This is a genomic window from Streptomyces albidus (ex Kaewkla and Franco 2022) (assembly GCF_013870515.1).
In the GTDB taxonomy this organism is placed as follows: domain Bacteria; phylum Actinomycetota; class Actinomycetes; order Streptomycetales; family Streptomycetaceae; genus Streptomyces; species Streptomyces albidus.
The window spans coordinates 39,155-57,978 of record NZ_JACBXA010000011.1; the positions used below are offsets into that span (position 1 = coordinate 39,155).

Here is an 18,824-nt window from a genome sequence, read left to right on the forward strand (position 1 = left end):
ATGAGCGCCGGACGACGCTCCGCCGACGCGAGACGAGACTCTACAGCAGGCCGGAGAGCGGCGCGAACTCACTGTGTGCGACGCCCGGATCACCCTGACGGGGCAGCCGCGTCCACCGCCTTCACGATGCGTTTGTCGGAGATCGGATAGGCGGTACCCAGAGCGTGGGCGTAGTAGCTGACCCGCAGCTCCTCGATCATCCAGCGGATGTCGCGGGCCGCCTGCGGAACGGGACGGCCCTGCGGGAACTGCTCCAGCAGCCACAGGTATTCGTCCTGCATCTCCTTCACCTTGGCCATGCGCGAACGGTCGCGCTCGGCGTTGGTCGGCATCTGCTGGAGGCGGCGGTCGGCGGCGACCAGGTAGCGCATCAGGTCCGGAAGCCTCCCGGCCCCGTGGCGGGTGACGAAGCCGGGGCTGATGAGGGCGCCGACCTGCTCCGCGACGTCCGCGGTCGAACTCGCCAGCGCAGGGCTGGTGACGCCGCGAAGGCGCTGCTCGCAGGAGTGCCAGGCGGCCAGGACCTCCTGGACCTGGCGGACGGTCTTGAGGGTGGCGTCGACCAGATCCGCACGCACCGCGTCGAAGAGCTTGCGGAAGGACTCCTCGTCCCAGGCGGGTCCGCCGTGCACGGCGATGAGCCGGTCCGCCGCGGCCGTCACGCAGTCCTCGAAGAGGGCCTGCACGCTGCCGTGCGGGGAGCGGGAGAGGGCGAGCTTCTGCGGGTTCGACATCTTCGAGGCGGCGAACTTCGCAGGGTTGGAAGGGATGTTGAGCAGGATCAGCCGGCGCGTGCCGGTCCACATGGCCTGCTGCTGCTCGGACTCGGTGTCGAAGAGGCGTACCGAGACGGACTCGCCGTCGTCCACGAGGGCCGGGTACGCCTTGACGGGCTGACCGGAGCGCCTGGTCTCGAAGATGCGGGGCAGGGCGCCGAGAGTCCAGTCCGTGAGGCCCGAACGGGAGGACAGCGGTGCGGCGGCACCCTCGGAGCCCGCGGGGCCGTCCGCACCGGTCTCCGCGCCCTCGCCGCCGGCGGGCTTCTCCCCCGCCGCGGACCGCTTGGCGTGCCGACCTCGCGCCGAGGACTCGAAGGCACGGGCGATGGCGGCCTGGGTCTTGTCCCGCAGCCGGAGTTGGAGGTCCTCGAGGTCCTTGGACTCGGCCAGCGTGCGGCGCTTCTCGTCCAGCACCCGGAAGGTGACCTTGAGGTGGTCGGGGACCTTCTCCAGCGCGAAGTCCTGCCCGGAGAAGGGGACTCCGACCATGCGCTGCAACTCGCGGGCGAGCGTGCCGGTCAGCGGCTCCTCCCCCGACGTCACCGTCCGCAGGAACCGGGCGGCGAAGTCTGGCGCCGGGACGTAGTGCCGCCGTACGGCCTTGGGGAGCGAGCGGATCAGCTCGGTGACCAGGCCGTGGCGGAGGCCGGGGATCTGCCAGTCGAAGCCGGCGGGGGTGATCTGGTTGAGCACCTGGAGCGGTACGTGCACGGTCACGCCGTCCGCGTCCGTGCCGGGCTCGAACTGATAGGTGACGCGGAGCGAGAGCTGCCCCTGCTGCCAGACGTCCGGATAGTCGCTCTGACTGACGTCGTCCGCCTGCTCGTTGATGAGCATGGACTTCTCGAAGTTCAGCAGATCCGGGTCCTCGCGGCGCCGCTTCTTCCACCAGGAGTCGAAGTGGGCGCCGGAGACGACGTCGTCGGGGACGCGCTGGTCGTAGAAGTCGTACAGGGTCTCGTCGTCGACGAGGATGTCGCGGCGGCGGGCCCGGTGCTCCAACTCCTCGACCTCGTCGAGGAGTTTGCGATTGTCACGGAAGAACTGATGGTGCGTGCGCCAGTCGCCCTCGACCAGCGCGTGCCGGATGAAGAGGTCGCGGGCCGTCTCCGGGTCGATGCGCCCGTAGTTGACCTTGCGCTGCGCGACGAGTGGGACGCCGTAGAGCGTGACGCGCTCGTACGCCATCACGGCGGCCTGCTTCTGCTCCCAGTGCGGCTCGCTGTAGGTGTGCTTGACCAGATGCTGCGCCAGGGGTTCGATCCACTCCGGCTCGACGCGGGCGTTGACGCGTGCCCACAGCCGTGATGTCTCGACCAGCTCGGCCGACATCAGCCAGCGCGGCTGCTTCTTGAAGAGCGCCGAACCCGGGAAGACCGCGAACTTGGCGCTTCGGGCGCCCAGATACTCGTTCTTCTCGGTGTCCTTGAGCCCTACGTGCGAGAGCAGCCCGGCCAGGAGCGACTGGTGCACCGCGTCGGGAGACGCCTCCGTGTCGGACGCCGCGAGCTGGATGTCCATGGTCCGGGCGACCTGGCGCAGCTGCGCGTAGATGTCCTGCCACTCCCGTATCCGCAGGTAGTTGAGGAACTCCGCCTTGCACATCCGCCGGAAGGCCGAGGAGGAGAGCTCCTTCTGCTGCTCCCGGACGTAGCGCCAGAGGTTGAGGAGCGCGAGGAAGTCGCTGGTCTCCTCGCGGAACCGTGCGTGCTGCTGGTCGGCCTGGCTCTGCTTGTCCGCGGGGCGTTCGCGTGGGTCCTGGATGGACAGTGCCGCGACGATGACCATCACTTCGCGCGCACAGCCGTTCCGGTCGGCTTCCAGCACCATGCGGGCGAGGCGCGGGTCGACGGGGAGCTGGGCGAGTCTGCGGCCGGTGGCGGTGAGGCGCTTCTTGCTGTCCTGGCCCTGCCGCACCTGCCCGTCGCCCTTGTCGCCCTTCTTCGGAATCTCGAACGCGTGCAGTTCTTCGAGGAGTTGGACGCCCGCCTTGATGCTGCGGTGGTCCGGCGGGTCGATGAACGGGAACTTCTCGATCTCGCCGAGCCCGGCCGAGGTCATCTGCAGGATGACGGAGGCGAGGTTCGTACGCAGGATCTCGGCGTCCGTGAACTCGGGCCGCGAGAGGAAGTCCTCCTCGGAGTACAGCCGGATGCAGATGCCGTCGGACGTACGGCCGCAGCGGCCCTTGCGCTGGTTCGCGCTGGCCTGGCTTACGGGCTCGATCGGCAGGCGCTGGACCTTGGTGCGGTGGCTGTAGCGCGAGATGCGGGCGGTGCCGGGATCCACGACGTACTTGATGCCGGGGACGGTGAGGGAGGTCTCGGCGACGTTGGTGGCCAGGACGACCCGGCGGGTGGAGTGGCGCTGGAAGACGCGGTGTTGCTCGGCGTGGGAGAGGCGGGCGTAGAGGGGGAGGATCTCCGTGTCCCCGGCGCGGTGGCCTCCCGCGCGTACGAGGCGTTTCTCCAGCGCGTCCGCCGTGTCGCGGATCTCGCGCTCGCCGGAGAGGAAGACCAGGACGTCGCCGGGCCCTTCGCCCTGCAGCTCGTCGACGGCGTCGCAGATGGCCGTGATCTGGTCGCGGTCCTGCGCGTCGCTCCTCCCGCGGGAATCGCCGGAGGAGCCGCGGGACGAGCTCCCCGCTTCGCCCGGATCCCCTTCCAGGAGCGGCCGGTAGCGCACCTCGACCGGGTACGTGCGCCCGCTGACCTCGACGATCGGGGCGTCGCCGAAGTGCTGCGAGAAGCGCTCGGGGTCGATCGTCGCCGAGGTGATGACGACCTTCAACTCGGGGCGTCTGGGCAGCAGTTGTGCGAGATAGCCGAGCAGGAAGTCGATGTTGAGACTGCGCTCGTGCGCCTCGTCGATGATGATCGTGTCGTACTGGCGCAGGTCGCGGTCCTGCTGGATCTCCGCGAGCAGGATGCCGTCGGTCATCAGCTTGACCAGCGTGTGGTTCTTGACCTGGTCGGTGAAGCGGACCTTCCAGCCGACGGACTCCCCGAGCGCCGTGTTCAGCTCGTCGGCCACGCGCTGGGCGACCGTACGTGCCGCGAGCCGGCGGGGCTGGGTGTGACCGATGACTCCGTGGATCCCGCGCCCCAGCTCCATGCAGATCTTCGGGATCTGCGTCGTCTTGCCGGAGCCGGTCTCCCCCGCGACGATCACGACCTGGTGATCGCGGATCGCCGCGAGGATCTCGTCCTTCTTCTGGCTGACGGGCAGCTGCTCCGGATAACTCAAGGCGGGAAGCGCCTCGCGGCGTGCCGCCACCTTCAGCTCGGACTCGTCCATGGCGGCGGAGATCTCGGCGAGGACGGCGTCGCGTGCCTCGGGCTTACGGATCCTGCGGGCGCCGTCGAGTCGGCGCCCGAGCCGCTGCTGGTCGCGGAGCAGCAGCTCGGGCAGGCGTTCACGCAGTGCGTCGAAAGACGGGGACGGTGATGTGGAAGTCGGCATACCGGCTCCAGGATCGCACCTCACCGAATCGCGCTGCCAACCAATTCCCGGCGAGGCCCCGTGAGCGCCCGGCATGTGCCACTACTGAGCGAACAAAAAGGATCAACAGGGCAAAGCATGCTTAAGGTGGCGCGCATGAGTGATCAGCGGGAGCCCGGCCCCGATTCCGAGCCCGAGCAGGCTCCTGACCAGGCGCAGCGGCACCACTCGGGGCCGGGCGCGCGATGGCGGGCCTTCACGCACACGCCCTTCTTCCCGGCGGCGGTCCTGGTGCTGATCGTCGCGGCGGCGGCCGGGCTGTTCGCGGGCTCCTACACCTACGCCATGGCCGACCCCGCGCCGCACGACATCCCCGCGGCGGTCATCGGTCATGCGCAGGACCGGCAGCAGACCCGGGCCTTCGTGGACGGGCTGGAGAAGGCGCTCGGCTCGTCGCTCAAGCTGCGGCACTACCGCACGTTCGAGGAGGCGAAGCGCGCCGTCGACGACCAGCAGATCTTCACGGTCCTCCGGCAGAGCGAGCGCGGTCGCATCGACATGGACATCTCGAGCGCGTCCGGTGCCTCCGTGGCCGAGGTACTCCAGCAGGCGGCACCGAAGGTCGGCAGGAAGGTCGGCGTGGAGGTGGTCATCAGAGACCTCAAACCCCTCGGCAAGGGCGACCCCCGTGGTCTGACGGTCTTCTACATCACCCTCGCCGCCGACATCATCGGCTTCATCGGCGCGATCCAGCTCAACGTCAACGCCGCCGGTCTCTCGCGGCGAGCGAAGATCTTCACCATCGCCGCGTACTCCCTTCTCGGCGGTTTCGTCATCGCGGTGATGGTGAGCTGGCTCCTCGACGCGGTGCCCCTGCCGTTCGTGCACTCGTGGCTGATCCTGGCGCTGACGATGTTCACCTCGGGCATGGTCTTCCTGATGTTCAACACCTTCTTCGGGCGCTGGGCGATGATCCCCACCTGGCTCCTGATGGTGCTGCTCGGCAACCCCTCGTCCGGTGGCGCGGTCTCCTGGCCGCTGCTCCCGTCCGCGCTGGGCGCCGTGGGGCGGTGGCTCCCTCCTGGCGCGTCGGTGAACGCGCAGCACACCGCGATCTACTTCCCGGGCAGCGAGCACGTCCTGCCGTACGTGGTGCTCGCTGCCTGGGCGGCGATCGCCACGACCGTCTTCCTCACGCTCGATGAACGTCTTCGCGGTGGCGCCACGGCAGGGACTCCGTCCGAGGCGGAGCCGGCATGAGCTGAGACTCGTGAGGCGGGACTGAGCAACCGTCCAACACCCTTGTGAGCAAGGGCAGTTCGCGTACGGAGAGCGTCGCGGGGGAGGGCTCGCGGGGCCCGGGAAAACAACTTTCGCCGAGCGGGCAGGCCTGCGACCCTTCTGTGAGTTGCTCGCAGGAGCGAGACGGAGGGGAGAGGTGAGGGCCGTGGAGCCGCTGGATCTGATCAATGCCCTCAGTGCTGCCGTCAGCGCCGTGTCAGGCGTCGCGAGCGTGTGAATCGCCGCTCGGTCGTTGGCCGTTCAGCGGCGCGACACCACCGCGGAGGATCGCCGCCGGGATGACGCTTCCGTCCCGCCGTGGGGCGCCGGCCGGGCGTGCCGACGTGACGGTCCCGGCCGGCCTCCGAAACCGCGGCTGCCCAGGTCCGCGGCGACGTCCTGCCGTGCCGGCCCGCTGGCTGTGCCGACCTCCGACTGTGCCGAAACGCCGAGACCCCCGGCCGGGAAGCCGGGGGTCTCGCTCGTGCCGTTCAGTCGTCTACGACGACGGGGCCGCGATCACCGGGTAGTGGTCGGAGAGGTTGGTGAAGGTGCCCTCGGAGGTCTCCCAGGGCTCGGTCTCCTCCTTGATCACCTCGTTCTCCCAACCCGCCGGACGTGCGTGGCCGTTGCGGTGAAGCACGTAGTCCAGGTCGGACTGGCTGCCGTTGTCGCTTCGCCCCTTCGCGATCGTGTTCTCCACATGGTCGCTGGAGTACGGATGTCCCGTACGGGCGTCCGCCGGCGCAAGATCTGCGTTGGCCAGCATCGATCCGTACTCGTCCCCGCGGGAGTCGACGTTGAAGTCGCCCGCGACCATGACCTGTTCGTCCGCGGGGATCGCCTTCTCGTCGAGGAAGGAGTCGATCGCCTTGAACTGGTCGGCGCGTATCTCCTTCGCCTCACCGTCACCGCAGGCGGAGTCACCCGCCTGGAGGTGCGTGCCGACGACGTGCACCTTGGTGCCGTTCACGTCCAGGACGGCGTACACGAAGCCCTTGTTGGACAGGTAGTCGGCGCCGCATCCGTGGTCGTAGACGAACTGTTCCTTGCGGATGATCGGCCACTTGCTGAGGACGGTGACTCCGCCGTCCTCCAGTGCGATGTCGGACCAGGAGCCGCCGGTCGCGTCCCAGCCGTCCTTTTTCCGGCCCAACACGGGGGTCTGGTGCGGGTATTGGGCCTCCGCCTTCTTCTGGAGCGTGTCGGACGCGGAGTTCTCGAACGCCTCCTGGAGGACGACGACGTCGTTGCCCTGGAAGAAGTCGGCGTCGGGGATGGCCGAAGACCGGTGGTCCTGACCCCAGTTGGGATAGATCAGCTTGTTGAAGAGGAAGGTGTTGTAGGTGAGCACCTTCAGGTTCGGGGTCTCGGCGGCTCTCGCGGAGCCCGGCGCCGAGGTCTCGGGCGCGGCACCCGCGGAGGGTCCGCTCGCCACGAGACCGGCCGCGGCCAGTGCGGTGGCGATCGCCAGAGTCGGGACGCGCAGTAGCTTTCGGACCCGGCTGCTGGAGGGTGGCATGTCATCTCCCGTGGGGGGTGGGGGATCGGTCCACCACACATCCAAGCAAGCAAGCTTGATTCTGTTAACCGGTCTGCGCGCAAACTTCTGTCCAATGCGTGGCGGCGAACCGGCGAAGTCCCCGCAGCGGCCTGCTGCTTCGGGGTCGGGACGGCCTCCCCGAGCACTTCGAGAAGCGGTGCGAAAAGGGTGCAACTATTCGTACGTCCCGGGCGTCTCACTTCCGTACCGCCGCATTCGGCGGGCTTTGGAGGAATGATGCGCGTTCGTACGCTTTGCGTTGCAGTCGTCAGCCTTGCTGTCGCCCTCACGGGAGGAGCCGCGTCCGCAGCGGGCGGCGCGCAGTCCTCCGCGAAGACGACGGCGGCGTCCGTACGGGAGGACTTCAACGGCGACGGGTACCAGGACCTCGTCACCACGGCCTCCGAAAGCCCCGTCGCGGGGCAGCCCAGGGCCGGTTACATCGTGGTCACGTACGGCTCGCCGACCGGGTTCGATCCCGAATCCAAGACGATCGTCAGCCAGAACACGGCCGGTGTCCCCGGCAACGCGGAGACCGACGACCGCTTCGGTCAGAAGGTGGTCGCCCGCGACCTCGACGACGACGGATACACCGACCTCGCCGTACGCAGCTCGGGTGAGTCCGTCACCTCCACCAACAGCTACGGCACCGTGACCGTGCTGTGGGGCCGCGAGGCCGGAATCGCCGGTGCGGGGGCGGTGACCATCGAGGCACCTGCCGGGTCCAGCGGATGGGCGGTCGGTGAGAACCTCGCCGCCGGGGACTTCAACGGGGACGGCCTCTCCGACCTGATGATGAGGCACGGCGACGACTGGGAGTTCCGCGCCGTGCTGTTCGGGCCGTTCACCCGTGCCGGCGCTCCGGCGGACGAGCAGCCGATCGACATGTTCAGCACCGACAACGGGATCCTCGCGGTCGCCGCAGGAGACATGACCGGTGACGGCTTCGACGACGTCGCCACGTTCTACGCGTACGAGAACCACGCCGAGGGCGGCAAGTTCTGGCGCGGCTCGGCATCGGGGCTCTCGACGACGGCGACCGCCCTTCCCTCCGCCGCAACCGCCGTGGTCGGGGACTTCGACAGGGACGGCAAGGGCGACCTCGCCACCCGTACGGTCCCCAACGGCATCACCGAGGACCTCCCGTACGACGCCGGAACCATCAAGATCTACTACGGCACGGCGAGCGGCCCCAGCACCACCCGCGTCCGGACGATCACGCAGAACACGGACGGCGTCCCGGGGTCCAGCGAGAAGGGCGACCAGTTCGGTGCCCGCCTCGACGCCGGTGACGTCAACGGCGACGGGTACGCGGACCTCGCAGCGGGCGTCCCCTTCGAAGCCATCGGGAACAAGGCCGCCGCGGGCGCGGTGGTGCTGCTGAAGGGCCGTTCAGGCGGTCTCCTCGGCACCGGTGCGCAGGCGTTCCACCAGGACACCGCCGGCATTCCCGGTGTCGCCGAGGCCGGTGACCGCTTCGGCGGCGCCGTACATCTCCTCGACATCACCAACGACGCCAAGGCCGAACTCGCCGTCTCCGCACCGGAGGAGAACAACACCGGCGCGTTCTGGTCGCTGCGCGGCACGGCCTCGGGCCTGACGGCGACCGGGTCGGCGGCGCTCAACCCGCTCGACCTGGGCGCCCCTTCCGCGAACGCACGCTTCGGTGTGGCGTTCGGCAACGAGAACGGCACCTATCTCTACCCGCCGGACTGAGCGGTGCCTTGAGTACAGGAGAAGCCCTCGCCGGGGATCTCGGCGGGGGCTTCTCCCGTTTCAGCGGTGGCTGCCGCGGGCCTCAGCCCGCGCTCATGTCCCGTACGCAGGACGGCTGTCCGCCGACAGACTGCTCAAGTAGTCGGAAGACGGAGGGAGTTGCCGTCGAAGTCACCGGGCAAGGTCAGCAGACCCTGCCGGTGCTCATGTACTGCTCGAACACCGACCAGGTGCTCGCGCCGACGACACCGTTCGAGGCCAGACCGGCGCAGCTCTGGAACTGGCGGACGCGGAGTTGGGTCTTGGCGTCGAAGTTGCCGCTGACCTCGATGAGGTCGTCGATGATCAGCGTGTGCAGCAGGTAGCACTGGGCCTGCTTGACGGCCGGGCCGGTGTCCCCGAGCTGGAGGGTGGGTCTCGCGGTGGAGTAGTTGCACTCGTTCGCGGCCGGGTTGCTCGGCGCCTCAGCGGCTGCGGCGCTCCCGGTGGCGCCGGCCGCCGTGAGGGCCAGCACTGCGAAGGCGGTCGTGGCGATCTTGCCTGCGGTGCGGTTGAGCTTCATCGGGTTCCCCTCGTTGTCACGGTTGTGGTAGGTCGCTCAGGGGGCGCCGGACCCTGGCGCGATACGCGCGGATGAGCCGGCACCTGATCTTTGCGACGCCCAACAATGCTGGCTGGCCTGATGGTTGAACAGCGATCGCCCGGCACATTCGCCGACGACATTGGCCGGTCTCGGACTTGTCCGGGGGTGCGTGGACGCTCATCCCCGAGCCGGGCGGAGAGCCTCCGGCGCGCAGAGGCAAGTGGCCTTCCGGCCAAGGCGGTTCGGTTGCTCCCGCAGGGCCTTTCGGGAAGATCACGAAGAATTCTGGCGGAGTTTGCGTTCCGTAGGAATCCGCCGTGCCCCAGAGGGCATGAACACGCCAACATCTGAGCTCTGTCCCCCACCAGGAGGCTGATGTGTTGCTCCGCAATGTCGCCCGAACTGCCCTCGTCGGGCCCCTCGTTGCTCTCGCTCTGCTGGGCGGCCAGGCCGTGGCCGCGGAACCACCCCAGGACAGCGCTGCGGCGACGGTCCTCAAGTACGACGCCAGCGAATCCGCCGAGTTCGCCGAGGCGGTGGACAGTGGCGTGCAGGTCTGGAACGAGAGCGTCACGGGCGTCCGTCTCGAGAAGGCCGAGGGCGGTGAGCAGGCCAACGTGCGCATCGTCGCTGACGACGGCTGGCCTCGCGCCGTCACCACCAGCCTCGGCAACGGCACCGTCTACTTCGGCCGCGAGGCGGTGCAGCAGGGGTACAACACCACCCGCATCGCCTCACACGAACTGGGGCACATCCTCGGCCTGCCCGACATGAAGCCGGGCCCGTGCTCCAGCCTGATGTCCGGATCCACCGGCGGGGTCTCCTGCACCAACGCCAACCCGGACGCTGCGGAGAAGGCCGAGGTCGAGGCGAACTTCGGGGGAGGCTTCTCGTTCACGCAGGACCGTCAGCGGCCCCTGGTCTTCCAGGACTGATCGACTGAGCGGCATCCGCTGAAGGCTGCGGTGGCCCGGGCCCGTCCCGTGGTCACCGCAGTCGGTTGCCACCCAACTGCGGGCGGACGACCGCGGGTTGGAGGTCTCGCTTCGGCCGTCCAGGCGAAGGGCGATCTGGCGATCATCTTCGGTCTGCCCGGGTGATGTTCGCGGTCTGTGGTTGCGGTACTTCGTTGCGGTACGTCAATCCCCGGACACGCCAGCCATGGAACAGCCCTTTAACGGGCCGGGATCGGCGTGATCGACGGCCGCCACTCTCGCCTGATCAACCCGAACACCCACGAGTCGGATACCTCGCCGTTCACGACGCAGTCTTCCCGCAACGTCCCTTCACGCACGAATCCGTTCTTCTCCAGGACCCGGGCAGACGCCACGTTGCGCGTATCGGTCTCGGACTGAACTCGGTTCAGGTCCAGCGTGTCGAATGCCCACTGCAGCAAGGCGTGCGCGGCCTCCGTCGCGTAGCCGTGGCCCCACATCGCATTGTCGAGGACGTAGCCCAATGTCGCGCTGCGGTAGTCCGGGTTCCATCCAGTCAGACCGCACCAGCCGACGAAGGCCCCGTCCGAAGCCCGGTCGATGGCCACCCGCGCCCCGGTGCCTTCGTCCGCCGTCTTCCGGCACTTCGCGATGAAGCGCTCGGCGCGAGCCCGTTCGTTCCACGGCGGGGAGTCCCAGTAGCGCATCACGTAGGTGCTGCTGTGCAGCGCGAAGAGGGGCTCCGCGTCGGCGTCGGTGAAGGGGCGCAGCCGCAGGCGGGCGGTGTGCAGTATGGGGGTGGCCAGAGTCGTGCGCACCAGCTTGCGCTCTGACGGGGCGGGCAAGGTACCGAATTCTTGGCCCCGGTGCGGCCCGAACGACCAAGGCACAGCCGTGGAGCCGACCGCCCCCGCCGGCGCCTTCTCCTGCCGTCCTCCGGGCACACGAAGAAGCCCCCGCCAAGTGACCTCGACGGGGGCTTTTCGCTGTTCATCCGCGGTGGCTGGGGCCGGGATCGAACCGGCGACCTATCGCTTTTCAGGCGGAGGAGGTGAGGGGTGAGGGACCGGCGTGCCCAGGTCGACGGTCCGCTGATGTCCACCCGTACCGCCGACGTCCATGCCCGTCGGCGTCAGCACTGGCGTCACGAAGATCAGCTTGCACAAACCAGGTCAGCGGACCACGACGCCTGGGATCAGGGCTGCCAGCCCCGAAGCGAAGCTGCCAACGCCGGCCAGTGTCACGACGACGGCCTTCCCGTCCGAGAACAGGCCGCGGCAGAAGGCGCGGATCTGTCGGCGCACGATGAGCATCTTGAGCTTCTGCCAGCGATGCTGCCGGATGTGGCACCCCAATAGGAGTCCGGCCGCGTTGTTGCGGCAGCCATCCGGTCGTCCTCGCACCTCTGCCTTGCAGGTCACGGGCGCCTGGAAGAAGCACCAGAGCAGCACGATCGCAGAGAGGCCGATGACCACCGGTGGGCCAGCGGCCTTGTTGATCCAAGCCGCGATCAGCAAGAAGCCGGCCAACACGCCCCACCACTTGCCCAGTCCGCCGAATGCCGCTTTCCGTGCCCCCGAAGTTGCCATGCCACGGAGCGTAAGGATCAGCTCCGGGCACGCAGGCTCGGCTCGGTGGTTCTGACTTGAAAGGGCCGACGGAAGGCTGGAGCTGGGGTGTTGACGGAGCGTCCAGGTCGAAGTGGCACGGATGCCCCTCTCGTTGCGAACTATGGGCATGACGGTCGATGAGGTCTCCCGGGCCGGTCGGCTAGCCGCCTGGAGTCACTGATGGCTGGCAGCGGTCGCCGTGATTGCTGTACGTCGTTGCTGTACAGCGCTGATGCTCCATAGGCAGGGGTGCGATCTAGCGTCTAGCGCTTCTCAGCGCACGTCTCCTGAAGCCAAGGAGATGAACTGTTCCAAAGTCGTCGTCGCTTCATTCCCGTTCGCGCTCAAATGGCCCGAGTCGTTGGCTCGATGGACAACAGATGTCTTGTCGTAGGCGAGCTTTGCAGCGTGGACCAGCCCCTGACTACTGGCTATGAGCTGGACCCGGAAGAGCGCCTGGAGCGCGACCCCGCGAAGCCGATAAGACTCGGTTCGGGCCTCGATGTAAGCCTGGCCCGCAGCATCTTCGTTCTTCCTGTGCCAACGATCTTCCTGACCGCGTCGAAACTCCGTGACGGCGCCGGCGAAGTCGCTGTACACGTTGAGACGATCGGAACGGAGCTGCTGCCCCACGGCGAAACCTTGAGCCCGGTCGGCCGCCTTGCGCTGGAACAGGTGAGTAACCACCGCGCCCAGCAGGGTGCCCGCTACGGCTAACAGAGTTGCGAGTCCACCGCCCATGGGATCACTCTCCATCACAACGTCAGCTGGCGCACTGTCCCGGACAGAGACTTGCAGCTGGAACCCTCAGTGCGCGCTCCCAAAGCACCCTGCGGAAGCTGGCCCCCGCCCTCTGCAGCCCGTGCGCTTGCCGGCCTGGACTGGAAAGAGAACGGGCTCGTCTTCCCGTCCCGGATCGGCACACCGTTCGAGCCGGACAACCTCTGGCGGAGCTGGGACCCCGTACGGAAGCGGGCGGCTCGGTCTGGATCTCCGCTTTCACGATCTGCGGCACACCTGCATCACGCTGCTGCTGGATCTCGGCGCCCCCGTGCACATCGTCCAGCAGATCGCCGGGCACAGTGATCACGGCGTGACGATGCAGGTCTACGCGCACGCTTCGCTCGACGAGCAGCGCAAGGCGCTCGGCCGTCTGGAAGGCACGTTGCTGTAGCGGATCGCCGCCGTGGCGTCAGAACTGCCGTCCTCCGGGCACACGAAGAAGCCCCCGCCAAGTGACCTCGACGGGGGCTTTTCGCTGTTCATCTGCGGTGGCTGGGGCCGGGATCGAACCGGCGACCTATCGCTTTTCAGGCGATCGCTCGTACCAACTGAGCTACCCAGCCGCAGCGGTCCTGACGGGATTTGAACCCGCGGCCTCCACCTTGACAGGGTGGCGAGCACTCCAAACTGCTCCACAGGACCAAGCTTCGCGCGAGCACCAGTCTCGCACACGGTGGTGCGTGCCCCCAACGGGATTCGAACCCGTGCTACCGCCTTGAAAGGGCGGCGTCCTGGGCCACTAGACGATGAGGGCTGATGGCCCACCTGGGCGCTTCCGGTCTGTCAGCGCGTCGGGGACGTGAGAAGCATATGGGATAGGGGAGCGTTCGCCAAAACGGTTACGGGGAGTTGACCGGCGAGGGGGAGGGCGAGGGTTCCCGTCCGGGGGAGGTGAAGGTCGAGGACGGACTGGACGACGGGGAGGGTGACCGCGAGGAACCGGGTTTGGCGTCGTCTTCGGTGTCCTCGGCGAGGTGGCGGGTGACCTCGGCGGTGGTCAGACCCAGGCCTCCCAGGGTGATCGAGTCCCAGGCCTGCAGTCCGCCGCCGTCCCGGTCCAGGTAGAGCACGGACGCGGACACCTTCTGCGGCTCCTCCTTCTCGACCGCCCGCAGACCGCCGCCGCCCGTCGAGCCCTCGATCATCAGCCGGGTACGGCCGCGGAGGATCTCGTTGCTGCGCTGGTGGGTGTGGCCCGCCAGGGCGAGGGGGACGAGGCCGTCGGTCTCCTTGACGAGTACCGGGTTGTGGGAGACCGCGATGTCGATCGGTGTGCCCGAGATCTTCTGCGCCCGTACGGCCGTCGCCAGCTGCCGCCCCTCGCTGCGCTCCTCCGGGTCGCCCTCGGGCCTGACGGAGCGGTCCGGTGTGAACTGCGGGTCGCCCCAGCCTGCGAGGCGGAGCCCGGCGACGTCGAAGGGCACACCGTTGTCGAGGACGTGGACGTTGCTGCCCTTCTTCTCCGCGAGCTTCTCGAACGCCTTCTGCGTGGTGTCCGAGTCGTGGTTCCCGCGCACCCAGAGGTAGGGGGCGCCGAGGTCCCGTACGGGTTCGATGAAGCCGTTCTCGGCGGCGGTGCCGTGGTCCATCGTGTCGCCCGTGTCGATGATCGCGTCGATCTCGTACTGGTCGACCAGGGACTTGATGATCTGCCACGCGGCCGGGTTCAGGTGGATGTCCGAGACGTGCAGCACGCGCGTGGTGGAGGGGTCGGGCTCGTACGCGGGGAGGGTGGACGTCGCCTCGTAGAGCTTGGTCACGTTGGCGACCAGCCGGGCCAACTCGCGCTGGTAGATGTCGAAGTCGGTGACGATGCTGCGTGCGTTGCCGACGACGGACGGCGCGCTCGCCAGCAGGCCCGAGAACTTCGGTTCCAGCACGGACTTCGGGTTCCACGTGGCGAACGCCGTCACGCCGGAGGCCGCGAGCAGCGCCAGGGCGAGGCCGCCGGCGGCGAAGGCGCGCCGGGGCCTCCGGTAGACGGCGAGGGCGAGCGCGCAGGAGCCGACGACGACGGCCGCGGTGGCGCGCAGCGCGAGGTCCGCGGTGCCGGAACGCACGTCCGAGGTGATCTCGGCCTCCAGCCCCTCCAGCCGCTCGGGATGGTCGACGAGGGCGGCGGCGCGCTCCTGGTCGAGCTGGTCCACGTCGACGTCGAGGCGGAGGGGCGCGTAGTGGCTGCGCAGTTCGAGGGCGCCGAGGGGCGAGACGTTGACTTTCGTGCCGCCCGTCAGCGACGGGCGCAGCGTCATCTTGGTGTCCATCGGGCCGACCGGGGCGGTGACGCTGCCCACGATCAGCAGCCCCAGCCAGGCGCCGAGGAGCGTGACAACGACGAGGCCGAGGCCGCGCAGGTACGGACGGGGTGTGCGGGTCAGCGTCAGGGTGGCGGTCGTGGAGGCCTTCGCGGGGCGCGGGGAGTCCGGCCCACCGGTGTCGTCGTGGTGGCCGCGACGGCGGCGGAAGCGGTCGAGGAGGGTGGCGGGCAGCTTGCGTACGCGTTGCGGCAGTCGGAGTGGTTTGCGTGGCTTCCGGGCATCGCGGGCCATGAGGCCCCCTATGCCCGTCCGGCAGGCCACCTATGCGGGGCAGCCGTGTGGGAAAACCGCGCCGGACGCCCCGTGCACGGCGGAAGCGCGGTGACCGACAATGGCGGGGTGCTGGAGATGACGCGCGAGGACTTCGAGGTGTTGGTCGCAGAGGCGCTCGACCGCATCCCGCCGGAACTGACCAGGCTGATGGACAACGTGGCGGTGTTCGTCGAGGACGAGCCCCCGGCCGAGGACCCGGAGCTGCTCGGTCTGTACGAGGGCACGCCGCTGACCGAGCGGGGCGAGTGGTACGCCGGGGTGCTGCCGGACCGGATCACGATCTACCGGGGCCCGACGCTGCGCATGGTCGAGAGCGAGGGCGGCGACCGGGAAGGAGTCGTCGCGGAGGTCGAGGTGACCGTCGTCCACGAGATCGCACACCACTTCGGCATCGACGACGAGCGGCTGCACGCACTGGGCTACGGGTGAGCGACGCCCCCGGCGGACGCGACGGACCCGGTGACGCCCGCCGCCCCCCGGACGACGGCGGTGCCGGCGCACCCGACCCGCTCGCCGAGGAGGCCGTCGACCCCGACGTCGACCTGCACGTGCCCGCCCAGCGGGCGGAGGCCGCGGGCCGCCACGGATCGGTCGTGCTGGCCGTCGTCGCGGCCGGCGGTGCGCTGGGAGCGGTCGCCCGCCATGCGCTGTCGTTGTGGCTGCCGCCTCGCGGGGATGCCGGATTCCCGGTGGGCGTCTTCCTCGTCAACGTGCTGGGCTGCGCCCTGATCGGCGTCCTGATGGTGCTGGTCAGCGAGGGTGGCCGCGACGCCCGTACGCATCCGCTGCTGCGCCCCTTCCTGGGCGTGGGGGTGCTCGGCGGGTTCACGACGTTCTCGGCGTACGCGGCCGACGCGGCCCGGTTGCTGGAGGGCGGCGCCCATGCAGCCCTGGTGGGTCTCGCCTACATCGGCGGAACTCTGGCCGGCGCGCTCGCCGCGGTCTGGGCCGGTGCCGCGGGTACGCGCGCGTTGCTGACCCGGGGGCCCGCGCCCTTGCAGAGGCGTGAGGCACCGTGAACTGGCTGCTGGTGATCGCGGGTGCCGCAGTCGGGGCTCCGCTGCGGTATCTGACGGACCGGGCCGTCCAGTCCCGGCACGACTCGCACTTCCCGTGGGGCACGTTCGCCGTCAACGTGGCGGGCAGCCTGGCGCTCGGCCTGCTGACCGGGGCCGCGAGCGCCGGCGTCGTCGGCTCCGGGCTGACCGCGCTGCTGGGGACGGGCCTCTGCGGTGCGCTGACGACCTATTCGACGTTCTCGTACGAGACGCTGCGGCTGGCCGAGCGGGGACGCCGGGGGACTGCGGTGGCGTATGTGGCGGCGTCCCTGGCCGCTGGGCTGGGCGCGGTGTTCGTGGGACTGACGGTGGCACGCTCGCTCTTCATGTGAGCCCGGAGCGCACGCGGGCGGCCGGTCGGCGTGCCGCCGCTCGGTCGCGTGACCCTTTGCGGCGAGGGGCAGTTGGGCAGTGGGCCCGCTGCTCCCCGCGCTTGGAGGTCTCACCGTGCGCCGTCCATCCCGATCACTTCCCCTCCCCCGGGGCCCGCGCACGAGAAGAGTCGTCCTGGGCGTCGCCCGTACGGTCGCGGGCACGCTCATCCTGGCTTCGCTCTCCGGGTGCATGACGGTCAGCGGCGAGGGCGGGAGCGGTGTTCCGGAGGGAGGCGGGGCCGGTGCGAGCGCGGGGGCCGCCGCCGGGGGCGGTGTCGACGGAGGCGCGAAGCTCGGCGGAAAGGGCGCGGGGAAGGGCAAGAACGCGCGGGGGAAGGGCAATTCGGGGCACGCGCACGAGCGTGGAGACGGGCACGGCGACGGTGGTGGAAAGCGCCGGGCGAAGGATGCGCGGAAGGGCGGTTCCGCGAAATCCTCGAAGTCCGCGAAGCCCAAGTCGCGTCACCACGGCCAGGATGGCCGGCCCGGGATTCCCAAACCGCCCAAGCCGCCCCGCACTTCGTACCCTCACCCGCCCCTTCCGCCGATGCCGAGTGTGCCGAAGCCCACTCCGACGCGACCGGACGTCCCGACGGTGGCTCCCACCGTTCCGACCAGCGGATAGTCCTTCACAGAGGGGCTATGATCCCGATCCGGTCCTCATTTGCGCAGCGCCCCGCGGGGTGCGTATGCTGGGTGATCGTTTGATCCCATTTGCCCGGCGCCCCTGAAGAGCGCGCCGCGTGGCGCGTTTCTCTTAGCCGTGGCTGACCGCATCGAGGCGGTCGTTTGCGAATTCACGGAGTCTGGGCGCGTGCTGCTGAACTCCGGAAGGTTCGCATTTCGCATGTCTGTTGCCTCAATCGACGCTGTCCTGCCCGATGACGAGGAGACCGTCACGTTCGCTGATCTCGGGCTCCCCGAGGCGGTCGTACGCAAGCTCGCACAGAACGGTGTCACCACCCCTTTCCCGATCCAGGCCGCGACCATTCCGGACGCGCTGAAGGGCAAGGACATCCTCGGCCGTGGCCGTACCGGCTCCGGCAAGACCCTCTCCTTCGGGCTCCCGCTGCTCGCCCGCCTCACCGGCGCACGCACCGAGCGCAAGCGCCCCCGCGGCATCATCCTCACGCCCACGCGTGAGCTGGCCATGCAGGTCTCGGACGCGCTGCAGCCGTACGGTGACGTGCTCGGCCTGAAGTTCAAGGTCGTCTGCGGCGGTACGTCCATGGCGAACCAGATCACCGCGCTCGAGCGCGGCGTCGACATCCTCGTCGCCACCCCGGGCCGCCTTCGCGACCTGATCGGGCGCGGTTCGTGCTCCCTGGCCGACGTCGAGGTCGCGATCCTCGACGAGGCCGACCAGATGTCCGACCTGGGCTTCATGCCCGAGGTCACGGAGCTGATGGACCAGCTGCCCGTGGGCGGCCAGCGGATGCTCTTCTCCGCGACCATGGAGAAGGAGATCGACACGCTCGTACGGCGCTACCTGGTGACCCCCGTGGTCCACGAGGTCGACGCCGCGCAGGGTGCGGTCACCACCATGAGCCACCACGTGCTCGTCGTGAAGCCTCGCGACAAGGCGCCGGTGACCTCCGCGATCGCCGCCCGCAAGGGCCGCACGATCATCTTCGTACGGACGCAGCTGGGCGCGGACCGCGTCGCCGAGCAGCTCCGTGAGGGCGGTGTGGGCGCCGAGGCGCTGCACGGCGGGATGACGCAGGGCGCCCGGACGCGCACCATGGCCGACTTCAAGGAAGGCAAGGTCAACGTGCTGGTCGCCACGGACGTCGCTGCCCGCGGCATCCACGTCGACAACATCGACCTCGTGCTGAACGTCGACCCCGCCGGCGACCACAAGGACTACCTGCACCGCTCCGGGCGTACGGCCCGCGCGGGCCTGTCCGGCACGGTCGTCTCGCTGGCCCTGCCGCACCAGCGGCGCCAGATCTTCCGGCTGATGGAGGACGCGGGCGTCGACGCCTCGCGGCACATCATCGGCCGGGGCGACGTCTTCGACGAAGAAGTGACACAGATCACGGGCGCGCGTTCGCTCACCGAGGTGCAGGCCGACTCGACGGCGAACGCCGCCAAGCAGGCCGAGCGCGAGGTCGCGAAGCTCACCCGCGA

At 69.1% G+C, this 18,824-nt stretch carries 15 protein-coding genes and 3 tRNA genes; 8 read left to right on the forward strand and 10 right to left on the reverse strand.

What is annotated here, in order from left to right:
- Positions 1-89: 89 nt before the first annotated feature.
- The gene (gene hrpA / locus H5J26_RS03935) at positions 90-4,241 is read right to left on the reverse strand and encodes an ATP-dependent RNA helicase HrpA (RefSeq protein WP_181764258.1); all 4,152 of its coding nucleotides are present in this window, start codon (positions 4,239-4,241) and stop codon (positions 90-92) included.
- A gap of 135 nt (positions 4,242-4,376) precedes the next feature.
- Between hrpA and H5J26_RS03940 the strand changes: the two genes are divergently transcribed.
- Entirely contained in the window at positions 4,377-5,480 is a 1,104-nt protein-coding gene (locus H5J26_RS03940) for an ABC transporter permease (protein WP_235980383.1), read from the forward strand.
- Positions 5,481-6,000: 520 nt separating this feature from the next.
- Here H5J26_RS03940 and sph read toward each other — a convergent pair.
- On the reverse strand, positions 6,001-7,023 hold the full coding sequence (gene sph / locus H5J26_RS03945) for a sphingomyelin phosphodiesterase (RefSeq protein ID WP_181764259.1): 1,023 nt from the start codon (positions 7,021-7,023) through the stop codon (positions 6,001-6,003).
- Positions 7,024-7,278: 255 nt separating this feature from the next.
- Between sph and H5J26_RS03950 the strand changes: the two genes are divergently transcribed.
- A complete protein-coding gene (locus tag H5J26_RS03950; RefSeq protein ID WP_235980384.1) occupies positions 7,279-8,760 on the forward strand; it encodes an FG-GAP and VCBS repeat-containing protein in 1,482 nt (493 codons plus the stop codon).
- A 184-nt stretch (positions 8,761-8,944) separates the two neighbouring features.
- Here the strand turns inward: H5J26_RS03950 and H5J26_RS03955 are convergent, their stop codons facing one another.
- Positions 8,945-9,322 carry a peptidoglycan-binding domain-containing protein gene (locus H5J26_RS03955; protein ID WP_181764260.1) on the reverse strand — a complete coding sequence of 126 codons (378 nt, stop codon included), beginning with the start codon at positions 9,320-9,322 and terminating at the stop codon, positions 8,945-8,947.
- 398 nt (positions 9,323-9,720) lie between these two features.
- Here H5J26_RS03955 and H5J26_RS03960 point away from each other — a divergent pair, with 398 nt between their 5' ends.
- On the forward strand, positions 9,721-10,278 hold the full coding sequence (locus tag H5J26_RS03960; protein ID WP_419183751.1) for a snapalysin family zinc-dependent metalloprotease: 558 nt from the start codon (positions 9,721-9,723) through the stop codon (positions 10,276-10,278).
- A gap of 239 nt (positions 10,279-10,517) precedes the next feature.
- Here the strand turns inward: H5J26_RS03960 and H5J26_RS03965 are convergent, their stop codons facing one another.
- The 3 genes from H5J26_RS03965 to H5J26_RS03975 all read right to left on the reverse strand — a co-directional run bounded on the left by H5J26_RS03965 (position 10,518) and on the right by H5J26_RS03975 (position 12,629).
- On the reverse strand, positions 10,518-11,123 hold the full coding sequence (locus H5J26_RS03965) for a GNAT family N-acetyltransferase (protein WP_235980385.1): 606 nt from the start codon (positions 11,121-11,123) through the stop codon (positions 10,518-10,520).
- 327 nt (positions 11,124-11,450) lie between these two features.
- Positions 11,451-11,867 (reverse strand): hypothetical protein, encoded by a 417-nt coding sequence (locus H5J26_RS03970; RefSeq protein WP_181764261.1) that lies wholly within the window; start codon positions 11,865-11,867, stop codon positions 11,451-11,453.
- A gap of 294 nt (positions 11,868-12,161) precedes the next feature.
- Complete coding sequence (locus H5J26_RS03975; protein WP_181764262.1) at positions 12,162-12,629, reverse strand: hypothetical protein; 468 nt, start codon at positions 12,627-12,629, stop codon at positions 12,162-12,164.
- Here H5J26_RS03975 and H5J26_RS03980 point away from each other — a divergent pair.
- On the forward strand, positions 12,628-13,062 hold the full coding sequence (locus tag H5J26_RS03980) for a tyrosine-type recombinase/integrase (RefSeq protein ID WP_235980386.1): 435 nt from the start codon (positions 12,628-12,630) through the stop codon (positions 13,060-13,062). The genes H5J26_RS03975 and H5J26_RS03980 overlap by 2 nt on opposite strands.
- Positions 13,063-13,160: 98 nt before the next feature.
- Here the strand turns inward: H5J26_RS03980 and H5J26_RS03985 are convergent.
- The 4 genes from H5J26_RS03985 to H5J26_RS04000 all read right to left on the reverse strand — a co-directional run bounded on the left by H5J26_RS03985 (position 13,161) and on the right by H5J26_RS04000 (position 15,220).
- Positions 13,161-13,234, reverse strand: a tRNA-Phe gene (locus H5J26_RS03985).
- 4 nt (positions 13,235-13,238) lie between these two features.
- Positions 13,239-13,313: transfer RNA gene (locus H5J26_RS03990), tRNA-Asp, on the reverse strand.
- A 39-nt stretch (positions 13,314-13,352) separates the two neighbouring features.
- Positions 13,353-13,425 (reverse strand) — tRNA-Glu (locus H5J26_RS03995).
- Between the two features lie 85 nt (positions 13,426-13,510).
- Positions 13,511-15,220 (reverse strand): metallophosphoesterase family protein, encoded by a 1,710-nt coding sequence (locus H5J26_RS04000; RefSeq protein WP_181764263.1) that lies wholly within the window; start codon positions 15,218-15,220, stop codon positions 13,511-13,513.
- A gap of 108 nt (positions 15,221-15,328) precedes the next feature.
- On the opposite strand from H5J26_RS04000, the gene H5J26_RS04005 reads away from it, so the two are divergent.
- From H5J26_RS04005 to H5J26_RS04020, 4 genes are all read left to right on the forward strand, one after another.
- A complete protein-coding gene (locus H5J26_RS04005) occupies positions 15,329-15,691 on the forward strand; it encodes a metallopeptidase family protein (protein ID WP_181764273.1) in 363 nt (120 codons plus the stop codon).
- Positions 15,688-16,281, forward strand: a complete 594-nt coding sequence (locus H5J26_RS04010) for a FluC/FEX family fluoride channel (protein ID WP_181764264.1) — start codon at positions 15,688-15,690, stop codon at positions 16,279-16,281. The genes H5J26_RS04005 and H5J26_RS04010 overlap by 4 nt, the downstream gene beginning before the upstream one ends.
- On the forward strand, positions 16,278-16,652 hold the full coding sequence (gene crcB / locus H5J26_RS04015; protein WP_181764265.1) for a fluoride efflux transporter CrcB: 375 nt from the start codon (positions 16,278-16,280) through the stop codon (positions 16,650-16,652). Before H5J26_RS04010 ends, crcB begins: the two co-directional genes overlap by 4 nt.
- 889 nt (positions 16,653-17,541) lie before the next feature.
- A partial coding sequence (locus H5J26_RS04020; protein ID WP_181764266.1) for a DEAD/DEAH box helicase occupies positions 17,542-18,824 on the forward strand: 1,283 nt, incomplete at its 3' end.